Raw genomic sequence first — 13,396 nt, 5'->3', positions numbered from 1 at the left:
TGGCTTTATCTTGTATTCCCCGGTGCTTCTCTGCACTTCGCTCGAATGGGTGACGAGGTATGTGGTGGGCATGGCAAGGCTCCTTTTCTGACGGATCGGCTCATGGGTTGCTGCAAGGTGGGGAGGCGGCCGGTGCTGGGGATGTCCCCACTTCCACGTCGGCTGCGGGAAACATCTGCTGGATGCCCGAGTGCTGGCTTGCCCAGGCTCTGTCGTGCTGCTGGGGCGAGACGGTGTGGCCCATGCCCGGGGCAGTTGAAGCCGTTATTTCCGCTCATGCGCGGACGGGCATCGCCTAGCCTGCTCTCCATGCCCGACAACACCACACACGTGAAGCGTGACGACCGGCCTGAGGAATCCCGGCGAGTGCGCCTGAGCCAGACGTTCGACGAAGATGCGGAGTTGTACGACCAGGCCAGGCCCGGCTACCCGCCGGAGCTGTACGACGACCTTGCGGAGTTCGCCGGTGCCTGCCCGGGCAGCCGAGTACTGGAGATCGGCTGCGGGACCGGGCAGGCCACGGTGCCGCTGGCCGAGCGAGGCTGTCGGATCACGGCCGTCGAGGCAGGACCGAGTATGGCCGCAGTCGCCCGCCGTAACCTGAACGGGGCCGCGGGGGTAGAGATCGTTACGGCAGACTTCGAGAGTTGGCCTCTTCCGGAGGATTCGTTCGACGTGGTCTTCGCAGCGACCGCTTTCCACTGGATCGACCCGGCGGTAAGAATGGCGAAGGCTGCCGAGGCGCTGCGTCCGGGCGGGGCGCTCGCTGTGGTGCGGACCCAGCATGTGAGGGGTGGTACCGAGGAGTTCTTTGTCGAGGTGCAGCGCTGCTATGAGCGGTTCGATCCGGACACGCCGCCTGGGTTTCGGCCTCCGGAAGCCGCCGACATCGACGGCTCGGACCACGCCCAGGAGGTCGTGCGGAGCGGTGCGTTTGGTCCCACGGTCTTCCGCCGTTACGAACGGGACCTTACGTACACCACGTCGGAGTATCTGAGGCTGCTTCAGACCTACTCCGGTCACCGTGCTCTTGCAGAAGCTGCCAGGAACGGCTTGCTGGGGTGCATCGTGGACCTGATCGACGGGCGATACGGCGGTCGGGTGACCAGGCGGTATCTCATCGAGTTGGCGGTGTCGCATCGGCGGTGACGCCGTTTGGCACACCGTGACACCCTCCGTGGCCACAGAGCACGAGGGGGCAAAGGGTCCAGTCTGTGATGGCTCCGCTCAGGAGGCGCACTGCTTGCTGGCCACGCGTGATGGCGTTTCACAGATTCTCCCTGCGAGGTTTCGGGATGCCGAGGTCGACGGGCGGCCTCTGGTCTCGGCGTTGCGTTTCGTCGCGCTTGGCGCGGAGGAAGGAGAGGGTGAGGTCGATGCCTTCGGTCTCACCGGCCCAGCCCTCAGCTTCGGCGCGTGCTCGGCGGTCGAGGAGGTCGGCCTCCAGCTCCGCGAGGCGGGGCAGCATCTTGGGGTTGACGTGCAGCATCGGGCAGCGGACGCAGGCGTGCTCGTGCTGGCAGGGGGTGCCGTAGGGCCGGCCGCAGGAGCCGAGTTCGACCTTGCGGCGGTCGAAGTGCTCCTCGAACTCGGACCACTCGTCAGCGGTGGAGTCGCGGTATTCGTCGGTGGGTCGGGTCTGGCGCCGGTGTTCCAGGTGCTCCTGGTAGTGGCGGATGACGCCTTCGTCGAACACAGCGACGTAGCCGCGAGTGGTCTGGACGTTCAAGTGTCCGAGCAGGGCCGCGCCGATGTGGATCGGCAGGCCGCTGTTTACGAGTTCGGTGATGAAGATCCGGCGGAAGTCGTGCGGGGTGAACTTCAGCCCCTTGAAGCCCGGGTGCACTGCGGCGAGGGCGAGGCAGCGCCGCTCGATCATCTTCTGGATCGTGCCGGGGTTGAAGACCGCGGGAATCGTGCCGTTCTGCCGCTGGAACAGGAATGGCATCGGGGGACTCCAGACCTTGTCGTGCGGGTCGTAGCGAGTCACGAGCGGGATCGGCCGGCCGGTGCGAGCGTGTCGGCGGATGATCGAGGCGATCACGTGGAAGAGCTCGGCGGACATCGGGATCACGCGCTCGCGGTCGGTCTTCGAAGGCGCGATGACCAGCAGCGCGATGACCTCGCCACCGGGCCGCTGATACTGGCGGATGCTCAGGTGGGTGAGCTCGCACAGCTCCTCGACGCGGACGCCGGAGTGCCGCAGTGTCTCCACCGCTGCCCAGTCCCAGAAGGTGGTTTCCTCCTCGGCGGCGATGTGGACCATCTCGCCGCTGTCGTTGTTGCGCAGACGTGGAGGGATCGGTGCGGTGTGCCGGCTGAGCTTGCGATCAGCCTCGCTCAGCACACGTGTGTAGCTGTTGCCGGCGAAGGTGAACGACTCTCCCTCGACCGCTTCCTCGGCGAGCTGGAGCAGCTGGCGGAAGTGGTCGTAGCGGGACTCGACGTGCTCGACGAGCACCGGCAGCAGCGGCTGACGCTGGCGGGTGCGGTCGGCGCTGCGTTCGTTGATCCGTCGGCGGCGAGCGCCGAGCCCGTGCAGGTCGGACGGCGGGACCGGGCAGGGAGCGACCCACGTTGCCCACCGCTCGGGTTCCTGGGCGGCCCAGGTGTGCAGGTCGTAGTAGAAGCTCCGAACGGAGATGACCAGGCTGTCTGCCCCGGCGCGCGGAGCGCCGTTGTCCTTGACGGCGATCATCTGCCGCCAGGCGGTGTAGATCTCCGGAGAGATCCGCAGGTCAGCCTGGTCGGGGTTGAGGCGTTCGATCTTCTCCCAGAAGTGGTGGGCCAGGTGCAGGACCAGGTTCTTCAAGGTGGCGTAGTCGGTGTCCGCGCGGCGCCGCGTGAAGTAGTCGATCAGCACCCCGCGCACCGCCTGGTTCCGGATCGGGTAGAGGCCGACGAGCTCCTCGACGCTCTTCTGGCCCCGCATGAGAGCAGCGCGCATCGTTGCCGGAACGGTCGGTGGAAGGTGGCCCGTGGCGTGGAGCACGTGCCACACGCCTTGGCCGCGGAGCCGGTTTCCGGCCTTGTTCCCGGGGTCCACCACCGACCAGGCCCGCCGGTTCTCCTGCGCGAAGTGCAACAGGGCGGGCGCCGTGACGTCGCTCAGCGCGACCCCCTGCACCGCGAGCAGAACGCACAGGTCGAACAGGGCCTCGGTGCGGTGCGCGTAAGTGTGCTGGTGCACCTCGACCTGCTTGGCGAACTCGTCCAGCAGCGGGTCGCTCTGGGCCGCGATGAAGTGGGCTGCGAAGCCGGTCATGTGGTGGCGCCGGAAGGCCACCAGGGACGGCTGGATGACGCGCAGGCAGATCAGGGCTCGCAGGCCGGTGGTGAGTTTGACGCTGGGGCTGCGGCGGCACTCCAGGTCGTTGACGTCGGCCAGTCCTTGCCCGACAGGGCTGGCGTCCCACCGTTCCTGCCAGGTCAGGCCGGGGTAACCGGCCAGGTAGTCCAGGAGGAGCCCGGCGGACTGGCCGCGCTGCTGTCGCGTTGACGTACCTCCATCCCAGGTGTCGACGACCAGCTTCGCGATCGACCGCGAACTGCTGCGGGACAGGTCGCCGAACGGGCGGGGTGGCGTGGCGGCGGTGGCCGGCTCGGCTGTCATCGGGCCACCGACGAAGCGGCTGGGGTAGTCCAGGCCCTCGGCGATCGGGCCGTGGCGGCGGCTGACGCCGGTGGTCGGGCTCGCGGCTGTCTTAGGCACCGAACACCGCCGCGATGTCGTCGGCGGCGTAGCCGGTCGGGTAACTCATCTGGGGGCGCGGCTGGTTGTAGTGCTCCAGCAGGGCGTCGAAGATCTCCTCGACCCGCACCGCCAGGTAGCGGCTGGTGGTCTGGATGTTCGCATGGCGCAGTACCGCCTGGACCTCGGGCAGCATGAGCTTGCCGCCGTTGGCCATCCGGTGGGCCGCGGTGTGGCGCAGGTCGTGAAGCGTCCAGTTCGTGCGCAGGTTCTGCTGGGCCCGCTGCACCACCCGACGCATCGCCCAGTAGGTCAGAGGCCGGTCTTGACCGTGCCGAGTGCGCCAGACGCACTCGCCGGCCTCCGGCGTGCCGACGGTGTCCAGGTAGCGTGCCAGTCGGACGGATGCCTCCGGCGAGATCGGCACGAGCTCGCGTTCCCGGGTGCCCTTGGTGATGACGTAGAGGCCCGGCTTGGCCCAGTGGATGTCGTCGGTGCCGACGCCGAGCAGTTCCTCCGCCCGGGCGCCGCTGGAGACGTAGCAGTCGAGCAGGGCTCGGTCCCGCTCGCAGCCCATCGCGGCGAACAGCTCGTCCCACAGCGGATCGGGGATGGAGCGCGGAGGCCGGCTGGTGACCTTCTGGCGCAGCCTGGCCCGGCCCAACACCGGCTTGGGCTCCAGCGGGCTCAGGTGACTCAAGGCCCGGCGCCGCTGTGGCGAGACGGGCACCGGGTTCGCCACCGGCCCGCGTCCGTAGTGCGCATGGAACGCGTAGAAGCCGCTCACCACCGACAGCGCGTGGTTGATCGTCGTCGGTGCGTACCCAGGGCCGAGGTACGGCTTCCCGGTCCGTGGATTGACCGTTCCAGGAGGTGGCGACTGAGGGTTGCGCCGACGGCGCTGCGGGTTCGAGGCCGTACGCAGCCAGCCGGTGAGGACGGCGGTCTCCGCCTCGGTCGCTCGTTCCCAGGCCACATCGAGCAGCCACAGCAGCCGGAACCACCGCAGCATCCCGAACCCGTAGCTACGGGCAGTCAGCGGGCTGCTGTCACTCAGCGCCAGGTCGCGCAGGTACGCGGTGACCGGCTCCACCTCGCGTCCGAGGCCGTTGACAACCATGAAGGGAGGGTGGGCCTCACCGGTATCCACCACGGCACCTGCGCGGGGCAGCTGGGCCCGACCCTCCATCAGTTCGTGACGTAGATCCACTTCGCTCTCCTTGATCGTGATGACCAACACCGCGATCAACGAGGAGAAGATGTGCAGATAACTGTGCACTGGCGCCTGGTCATACCGGGTCTTCCGTCCTGGTTGAGGACGTGGAGCGGCATGGAAGCGAAGCGGTGGTCCGGGTCGAGGGCGACGCCGTCCCGCACGCTCACCCGAACGGCGGAGGCCGGAGACGGGAAGAGGTAGGCGACGACCTCACGTCGCACTTCCTCGGCGATCTCCTCGTCGGTGCGCAGGAACACCTTCAGCAGATCCGCGCGGCTGACGATGCCCTCCAGCGCGCCGTCCGCGTCGACCACCGGAAGCCGCTTGACCTTGGCCCGGGCCATCGTGCGGGCTGCCTGGGCGAGCGTCACCCCCGAGCGGACCGTGAGGGCGGGGGAGGTCATCAGCTCCTCGGCGGTCACCGCACCGGCCTTCGCCAGATCCGCCAGCCGTCGCAGCTGGGTGTACCGGTCGGGGTCGCTGTCGCGGAACTCCTCCTTGGGCAGCAGGTCGGCCTCCGAGACGACGCCGATCACTCGGCCGTCCTCCTCGACGACGGGCACGGCACTGATCCTCCTGTCCCACATCAGCTGGACGATCTCCTTGAAGGCCGTCCCTCGACCGACTGTTGCGACCGTACGGGTCATGACGTCGCCGACGATGTGCGGTGTGCCGTGCATGATCACTCCTTCGAGGTCCGCGCGGGGAATGGGCGGACGGGTCAGCGGGCGCTGCCGGCGCCGTAGGGGGCGTACAGGTCCAGCAGCCGGGTCCGGGCGGCCTGGAGGCGATGGGCGAGCACCTCACCGACCCACAGACCCACGGCCTGGCCCATGGCCGGGTCCTCCTGGCACATCAGACGGACGGCCGTGGCGTCGAACTCGTACGCCCGCACCGGAGTCGTCGCCTCGGCGCCCAGGTGCCACACATGCGGGGGGAACAGCCAGGACCAGCCCACGAGTTCGTTGTGCCGGAGCGACTCGATCACGGCCGGCCGGCGGCCCGGCACCCGCATGTCGAGCTCGACCGTGCCCGTGCGGAGGATCCAGAAGCGGTCGGCACGGCTTCCCTCCTCGAACAGCCGTGTCCCCTGCGGGAACGCCACCTCACGGGCGACGCGCATCAGCCGCTGCCGATGCTCGGTGGGCAGCGCCCGCAGCATGCTGGGCGTGGGTGTGGTGATCATGGCGTGCCTCCAGGCGGTCTACCGGAACTGCCATGCCCAGCCTGTGCCGCGCCACCCCCGCCCGCCATGGGCCGTCCGGTCCCTCACCCGGGCCGGTCGGCACGGCGGAGGAGCCTTCCGGCACCCTGCGGCGACCGGGCACCCGCTGTTCCATGAAGGCATGGGACGAACCGCCCGACCGAGGGGGATGAGCACCGTGGGTACCTCACTGACTCCCGACTTCTGGAGGCTGTTCGCCGTACTCCTGCTCCTGTCCGCGACGCTCACGTTCGTGCTGAGCACCGTGCTCGACGCGCTGTACGTACGGCGGCTGCGGCGACAGCAGGACCGGCGGCCCACCGCTCGCGCGGAGGGGAGCGCGGACCGGCCGTCCGACGCCCCTGGGGACGGGACACGGCACCTCCCGTCCACGGCCCGTCGGGGCCGGGCCCCGCACCCGCCCCGGCGAACGCCCGCGCACCGGTGACGGGGCGACCGGGCATCGACGACGTCTTCACCTCACCCGCCTCGATCGTCTTCGACCAGGCCGAGAACCGGCCGAGAACCGGCTGCACACCATCAAGGCCGCACTCGTGGCCCCCCTGGAGGACTGAGTCATGCGCATGGTCGTCGCCCTCGGCGGCAACGCCCTGCTGCACCGGGGCGAACGCCCCGACGCGGTCGTCCAGCAGGCGAACGTCGACCGGGTCGCCACCGCCCTCGCCGCCCTCGCCCGCGACCACGACCTCGTCGTCACCCACGGCAACGGCCCCCAGATCGGGCTGCTGGCGAGGGAGAGCGAGTCCGACCCCGCGCTGAGCGCGCCCTACCCGATGCATCTCCTCGGCGCCCAGACGCAGGGCATGATCGGCTCCCTGCTGGCCCGCGCCCTGCACGACGCCATGCCGCGCCGCCGGATCGCCGTCCTGGTCACCCACACCCTCGTCCGCTCCGACGACCCCGCCTTCGACCGGCCCACCAAGTTCGTCGGCCGGGCGTATCCGCAGGACGTCGCCGACCGCCTCGCCCGTGTCCACGGCTGGCGCATGGCGCCGGACACCGGGGGCAGGCGCCGCGTCGTCCCCTCCCCGAGGCCCGAGCGCGTCCTGGAGACCGACACGGTCCGCGAACTCCTCGCCACCGGCACGCTGGTCGTCTGCGGGGGCGGCGGGGGAGTACCGGTCACCGCCGACCGGGTCACCGGTGCCCTCACCGGCGTCGAGGCGGTCGTCGACAAGGACCTCACGGCGGCCCGGCTCGCCGAGGAACTGAAGGCCGACTTCCTGCTGATCCTCACCGACGTGCCCTACGTCTACGACGGCTACGGCACCCCGGACCAGCGCCCCCTGCTCGACGCCACCCCCGGCCAGCTGCGCGGGCGAGAGTTCGCCCCCGGCTCCATGGGACCCAAGACCGAGGCCGCCGCCCTGTTCGTCAGCCGCACCGGTGGGCTGGCCGCCATCGGCGCCCTGGACGCGGCCTACGAGATCGTCCACGGCCTCTCGGGGACACTGATCCGCCCCGATCTGCCCACGGGCTGACGGGCCTGCGAGCGGGCGCGCCGGCAGGACTCCGAGCCGGCGCGCCGACGGGGCTCGGAGCCGCCCGGCCCCGGCCCACCGGGGACCAACGGCACTCCCGTGTGCGCCGCTCGGCACTCCCCCCGGCCCGCGCGAACGACGAGCATCCGAGGTGCAGGCAGGTGCGACGAACCGAGGAGAGGACCGGCGATGACCGCGACCACGACCGTGGGCAGCCGAACGAGCGACGCCTGGCGGGACTTCGCCGGGACGCACTGGCGCGAACACGTCGACGTACGTGACTTCATCCAGGCCAACTACACCCCGTACGAAGGCGGAGCCGACTTTCTGAGCGGCCCGACGGACCGTACCCGCGCCGTCTGGGAGAAGATCGTCGCGCTGTTCCCCGAGGAGCGCAGCAGGGGCATCCTCGACGTCGACCCCGCGACCCCCTCGACGATCACCTCGCACGCGCCCGGGTACATCGACCGCGAGCGCGAACTGATCGTCGGTCTGCAGACGGACGCGCCGCTCAAGCGCGCGATCATGCCGAACGGAGGCCTGCGGATGGTGGAGAACGGACTGCGCGCCTACGGCTACGAACCCGACCCCTTCGTCACCCGGGTCTTCGGCACCTACCGCAAGACCCACAACGACGGCGTCTTCGACGCCTACACCCCCGAGATGCGGGCCGCCCGCAAGGCGGGCATCATCACCGGGCTCCCGGACTCCTACGGACGGGGCCGGATCATCGGCGACTACCGTCGCGTGGCGCTGTACGGCACGGACCGGCTGACCGAGGCCAAGAAGGCCGAGCGGGCCCTGCTGGACGCCCGGCCCTCCACCGCCGACGTCGTCCGGGACCGGGAGGAACTCGCCGAGCAGATCAGGGCGTTGGGTGAGCTGACCCGGATGGCCGCCGGCTACGGCTGCGACGTCTCCCGCCCCGCGACCACCGCCCACGAGGCCGTGCAGTGGCTCTACCTCGGCTACCTCGCCGCCGTGAAGGAACAGAACGGCGCCGCGATGTCCCTGGGCCGCACCTCGACCTTCCTCGACGTCTACCTCCAGCGCGACCTGACGGCAGGGCTCCTCGACGAGACCCGCGCCCAGGAGCTGATCGACGACTTCGTGATCAAGCTGCGGATCGTCCGCTTCCTGCGCACCCCCGAGTACGACGCCCTGTTCTCCGGCGATCCCACCTGGGTGACGGAGTCCCTCGGCGGCATCGGGGCCGACGGACGCCCGCTGGTCACCCGCACCTCCTTCCGCTTCCTGCAGACGCTGTACAACCTGGGCCCCGCACCCGAGCCGAACCTCACGGTGCTGTGGTCGCCTAGCCTGCCCGACGGCTTCAAGCGGTTCTGCGCCCAGGTCTCCATCGACACCAGCGCCGTGCAGTACGAGTCCGACGAACTGATGCGCCCGCGCACCGGGGACGACACCGCGATCGCCTGCTGCGTCTCCGCCATGGCGGTGGGGAGGCAGATGCAGTTCTTCGGGGCCCGGGTGAACCTCGCCAAGGCGCTGCTGTACGCGGTCAACGGCGGCCGCGACGAGATGACCTCCGAGCAGGTCGCCCCGGCCACACCCCCGCTCACCGGGGAGTACCTGGACTACGCGGAGCTGTCGGCGGCGTACGACCGGGTCCTGGACTGGCTGGCCGCGACGTACGTCGACGCGCTGAACGTCATCCACTACATGCACGACAAGTACGCCTACGAGCGCATCGAGATGGCGCTGCACGACCACCCGGTGCACCGCTTCATGGCCTGCGGCATCGCCGGGCTGTCGGTGGCCGTGGACAGCCTGTCCGCCGTCAAGTACGCGCGGGTGAAGGTGTTCCGGGACGCCGGCGGCCTCGCCGTCGACTTCCGTACCGAGGGCGACTTCCCGACCTACGGCAACAACGACGACCGCGCCGACGACATCGCCGTCCAGCTGGTCGAGTCGTTCATGGCGAAGGTGCGCGAGCACCCCACCTACCGGGACGCCGAGCACACCCAGTCGGTCCTCACCATCACCTCCAACGTGGTCTACGGCAAGCACACCGGGAACACCCCCGACGGCCGCCGCGCCGGACAGCCCTTCGCCCCCGGCGCCAACCCCATGAACGGCCGCGATCTGCACGGGGTGGCCGCCTCGGCCCTGTCGGTCGCCAAACTGCCGTACGAGCAGGCGCGCGACGGCATCTCGCTGACGACGACCATCACCCCGGAGGGCCTCGGTCACCGCCCCGACGAACGCGCGGGCCACCTCGTCGGCATCCTCGACGCCTACACGGCCTCGGGCGGCTTCCACATGAACGTCAATGTGTTGGACCGTGCCACGCTCCGGGACGCGATGGAGCACCCGGAGAAGTACCCCGACCTGACCGTGCGCGTCTCCGGATACGCCGTCAACTTCGTCCGCCTGACCCGGGAGCAGCAGCTCGACGTCATCAGCCGCACCTTCCACGGATCGATGTGAGCCGGATGCCCTCGCCCAGGGGCCGGATCCACTCCTGGGACCTGTCCACCGGCGTGGACGGTCCCGGGACCCGGTTCGTCCTGTTCGTCGCCGGCTGTCCGCTGCGCTGCCTGTACTGCGCCAACCCCGACACCTGGCACATGCGCGACGGGCAGGAGACCACGGTGGACGAGGTGATGGCGGAGATCGAGAAGTACCGTGCCTTCCTCACCACGGCCGGCGGGGGCGTCACCGTCACGGGCGGCGAACCCCTCCTCCAGTCCGGCTTCACCGGCGAGATCCTGCGCCGCTGCGAGGAACTGGGACTGCACACCGCCCTCGACACCTCCGGCTTCCTCGGCGCCCGCGCCACCGACGAACTCCTCGGCCACACCGACCTGGTGCTGCTGGACATCAAGTCCTTCGACGTCACCACCTACCGGCGGCTGACGGGCGGCGAACTGGGCCCCACCCTGAACTTCGCCACCCGCCTGGACCGGCTCGGCGTCCCCATGTGGATCAGATACGTCCTGGTGCCCGGCTGGACGGACGAGCCGGAGTCCGTCGAGGGACTCGCCCGCTTCGTGGGCGGTCTCGGCGCGGTCGACCGCGTGGACGTCCTGCCGTTCCACAAGCTCGGCGCCGCGAAGTACGACGCCCTCGGCCTGCCGTTCCCGCTCCGCGACACCCCCGGCCCGGACGCCGACCTGACCGAACGGGTCCGCGAGCGGTTCAGGACGCACGGCGTGCCCGCCTACTGATTATCACCTTCCGCCGCGCTCCCCGCCGCGCCTCCGTCGCCCAACAGGCCTCGCAGGCAGGGCCGTTCAGCCCCACAGCCGCAGACCTTCGGCATCCGGCGCGCCTCGGCGGACGCGACGAGAGTGGAGGCATCACAGCACGTCCCGACCGTTGCCGAAGGGAACACCATCATGGCCGTGCACGAGCACCCTCACCGGAGGCCGAGCCTCCACCTGCCGTCCTTCCGGGGAACCCGGACCGCCTCGGCGGCCGAGCCCACCCTGTCGGAAGCGACCGGCACGCACGCGGTGGCGGCCTACTCGCTCGCCTCCCTGCGACTGCTCACCGGATTCGTCTTCCTGTGGGCGTTCCTCGACAAGACCTTCGGCCTCGGCTACGCCACCCAGTCCGGCAAGGGCTGGATCGACGGCGGTTCGCCGACGAAGGGCTTCCTCGGGTCCGTCGCCGTCGGGCCGATGGAGTCCACCTTCCACTCCTGGGCCGGCGACCCCTGGGCCGACTGGCTGTTCATGCTCGGTCTGCTCGGCATCGGGCTCGCCCTGACCGCCGGGGTCGCCCTGCGGCTCACGGCCGCCGCCGGCACGGTGATGATGGCGCTGATGTGGGTCGCCGAATGGCCGCCCGCACGGCACCTGTCGGACGGCTCGCCGAGCATGTCGACGAACCCGTTCGCGGAGTACCACGTCGTCTACGCCGTCGCCCTGGTCGTTCTCGCCGCCACGGCCGCCGGAGACACCCTCGGTCTCGGCAGGGCCTGGGCCCGGCTCCCGCTGGTGCGCCGCAGCCCCTGGCTGCGTTGACCGCGGGAGGAGCGGCGGGTCCGACGGTGGGCCCGCCGCCCCACGACCGCGCGGGGCAGGGCCGGTCGGCCCTCCCCAGGGACCTGCGGCCCCTGCCGGGCCACCGGCCCGCGGAAGAAGCTCTAACCAGGACGCGGACGCCCCCGCTCGAACCCTCCGATCAGAACCCACGACCCCAAAGGTGGAGATCATGAACCGCACCGTCACCGTCGGCCTCGACGGCTCCCGTGAGAGCCGCTCGGCGGCCGAGTGGGCGGCCCGCGAGGCACAGCTGCTCGGCGTGCCGCTGAAGCTGGTCCACGTCTGGGAGCCCGTCCCGGTCCCGATGGCGCAGGCACCGCTGCTCGGCGCGGAGACCCAGCAGCACTGGACCGAGCGCGTCCCCCGCGAGGCCGCCGAGGGCCTCCGCCTGCGCCACCCGGGGCTGGAGGTCGTCACCGAGCACGTCTCCGGTCGCCCCTCCGAGGTGCTGGTCGACGAGGCGAGGAACGCCGAGCTGCTGGTCCTGGGCTCCCGCGGGCTGAGCGGCGTCGGCGGTTTCATGGTCGGCTCGGTCGGACTGGCGGTCGTGGCGCACGCCGAACGGCCGACCGTCCTGGTCCGCGCCGAGGAACTGGCCGCGGACGAGCACGAGATGGACCCGGCCGGCATCCCGTCCGCGGCGACACCGTTCCGTCCCGTCGTCCTCGGCCTCGACGTCGAGAGCCCCGACGAGGAACTGATCGAGTTCGCGTTCGCGGCGGCCGCCCGCCGCGGCACCTCCCTGCGGGTCGTGCACGGCTGGAACCCGCCCCCCTACTACGCCTACGGCCTCTCCGTCGACCTCGAACTCCACGGAGCCCTCGCCCGCCGTGAGAGCACCGCCCTGACCGAGGTCCTGAGCCCGTGGCGCGAGAAGCACCTGGACGTCGAGGTCACCGAGGAGTCGCACTACGGCACCCCCGGCAACCACCTCGTCGACGCGTCCCGCGAGGCCTCCCTGGTCGTCGTGGGCCGCCGGATCCGCCGCAACCCGTTCGGCGCCCACATCGGCCCCGTCGCCCACGCGGTCCTGCACCACAGCGCCGCCCCCGTCGCCGTCGTCCCGCACGACTGACGTCACAATCCAAGGAGTTGACCCCATGAAGGCAGCGGTTGTCCGAGCCTTCGGCGAGCCCCTGGTCATCGAGGACCGCCCCGACCCCGAGCCCGGCCCCGGCCAGGTCCGCGTCCGTGTCGAGGCGTCCGGCCTGTGCCACACCGACATCCACGCCGCCCACGGCGACTGGCCCGTCAAGCCGAACCCGCCGTTCGTCCCCGGCCACGAGGGCGTCGGCCTGGTCGAGAAGCTCGGCGAGGGGGTGACCCACCTCCGCCTCGGCCAGCGGGTCGCGGTGCCCTGGCTGGGCCGGGCCTGCGGGCGGTGCGAGCACTGCCTGTCCGGCTGGGAGACGCTGTGCGAGCAGCAGATCAACACCGGCTACGGCTGCGACGGCGGGTACGCCGAGAAGATGCTGGCCTGGGCCGACTTCGCCCAGCCGGTGCCGGACCGTGTCACCGCCGTCGACGCGGCACCGCTCACCTGCGCCGGCGTGACCACGTACAAGGCCCTCAAGGTCGCCGACGTGCGGCCCTCGCAACTGGTCGCGATCTCCGGGATCGGAGGCCTAGGCCCAATGCCGTTGCTTTTACCGTGGGAGTAGGCTGGTTGGCAGTGGGTCCCGGGGGTGGTTGGGGTGGCTGCGAGTGCGTCTGACTTATCGGGTCTTGGTCTTCTGACCTGGGTGTATCCGCCGGGGTTGGTGGACCGGGTGG

General features: G+C 70.5%; 11 protein-coding genes and 1 pseudogene. 8 read left to right on the top strand and 4 right to left on the bottom strand.

What is annotated here, in order from left to right; all coding sequences use genetic code 11:
* Positions 1-309 precede the first annotated feature (309 nt).
* Entirely contained in the window at positions 310-1,149 is an 840-nt protein-coding gene (locus PUR53_RS09025) for a class I SAM-dependent methyltransferase (RefSeq protein ID WP_329907935.1), read from the top strand.
* Between the two features lie 118 nt (positions 1,150-1,267).
* On the opposite strand, the gene PUR53_RS09020 is transcribed toward PUR53_RS09025, so the two are convergent.
* From PUR53_RS09020 to PUR53_RS09005, 4 genes are read right to left on the bottom strand one after another with little or no spacing between them, the layout of a single operon-like run.
* Positions 1,268-3,712: a tyrosine-type recombinase/integrase gene (locus PUR53_RS09020; protein WP_329907934.1), complete on the bottom strand. Its 2,445-nt coding sequence runs from the start codon at positions 3,710-3,712 to the stop codon at positions 1,268-1,270.
* A complete protein-coding gene (locus PUR53_RS09015) occupies positions 3,705-4,901 on the bottom strand; it encodes a tyrosine-type recombinase/integrase (protein ID WP_329907945.1) in 1,197 nt (398 codons plus the stop codon). The genes PUR53_RS09020 and PUR53_RS09015 overlap by 8 nt, the downstream gene beginning before the upstream one ends.
* Positions 4,902-4,936: 35 nt before the next feature.
* Positions 4,937-5,587 carry a CBS domain-containing protein gene (locus PUR53_RS09010; RefSeq protein ID WP_329907932.1) on the bottom strand — a complete coding sequence of 217 codons (651 nt, stop codon included), beginning with the start codon at positions 5,585-5,587 and terminating at the stop codon, positions 4,937-4,939.
* 41 nt (positions 5,588-5,628) lie between these two features.
* The gene (locus PUR53_RS09005; protein ID WP_329898538.1) at positions 5,629-6,093 is read right to left on the bottom strand and encodes a cyclic nucleotide-binding domain-containing protein; all 465 of its coding nucleotides are present in this window, start codon (positions 6,091-6,093) and stop codon (positions 5,629-5,631) included.
* Between the two features lie 196 nt (positions 6,094-6,289).
* On the opposite strand from PUR53_RS09005, the gene PUR53_RS09000 reads away from it, so the two are divergent.
* From PUR53_RS09000 to PUR53_RS08970, 7 genes and pseudogenes are all read left to right on the top strand, one after another.
* A complete protein-coding gene (locus PUR53_RS09000) occupies positions 6,290-6,559 on the top strand; it encodes a hypothetical protein (protein ID WP_329907931.1) in 270 nt (89 codons plus the stop codon).
* 130 nt (positions 6,560-6,689) lie between these two features.
* Positions 6,690-7,613: a carbamate kinase gene (locus PUR53_RS08995; RefSeq protein WP_329907930.1), complete on the top strand. Its 924-nt coding sequence runs from the start codon at positions 6,690-6,692 to the stop codon at positions 7,611-7,613.
* 189 nt (positions 7,614-7,802) lie between these two features.
* Entirely contained in the window at positions 7,803-10,061 is a 2,259-nt protein-coding gene (gene pflB, locus PUR53_RS08990) for a formate C-acetyltransferase (RefSeq protein ID WP_329907929.1), read from the top strand.
* Positions 10,062-10,066: 5 nt separating this feature from the next.
* Positions 10,067-10,801, top strand: coding sequence for a pyruvate formate-lyase-activating protein (gene pflA / locus PUR53_RS08985; RefSeq protein ID WP_329907928.1), 735 nt, complete (start codon positions 10,067-10,069; stop codon positions 10,799-10,801).
* A gap of 171 nt (positions 10,802-10,972) precedes the next feature.
* Positions 10,973-11,602, top strand: a complete 630-nt coding sequence (locus tag PUR53_RS08980; RefSeq protein ID WP_329898533.1) for a hypothetical protein — start codon at positions 10,973-10,975, stop codon at positions 11,600-11,602.
* Positions 11,603-11,792: 190 nt separating this feature from the next.
* Positions 11,793-12,698: a universal stress protein gene (locus PUR53_RS08975; protein WP_329907927.1), complete on the top strand. Its 906-nt coding sequence runs from the start codon at positions 11,793-11,795 to the stop codon at positions 12,696-12,698.
* 25 nt (positions 12,699-12,723) lie between these two features.
* A pseudogene (locus tag PUR53_RS08970) lies at positions 12,724-13,254 on the top strand (alcohol dehydrogenase catalytic domain-containing protein); the annotation flags it as partial.
* Positions 13,255-13,396: the final 142 nt, after the last annotated feature.

The sequence above is a fragment of the Streptomyces sp. SP18BB07 genome (assembly GCF_036322545.1).
Lineage (GTDB): Bacteria > Actinomycetota > Actinomycetes > Streptomycetales > Streptomycetaceae > Streptomyces > Streptomyces deccanensis.
Note: the sequence above shows the minus strand (reverse complement) of the source record. Positions and strands in the feature narration are given on the sequence as shown.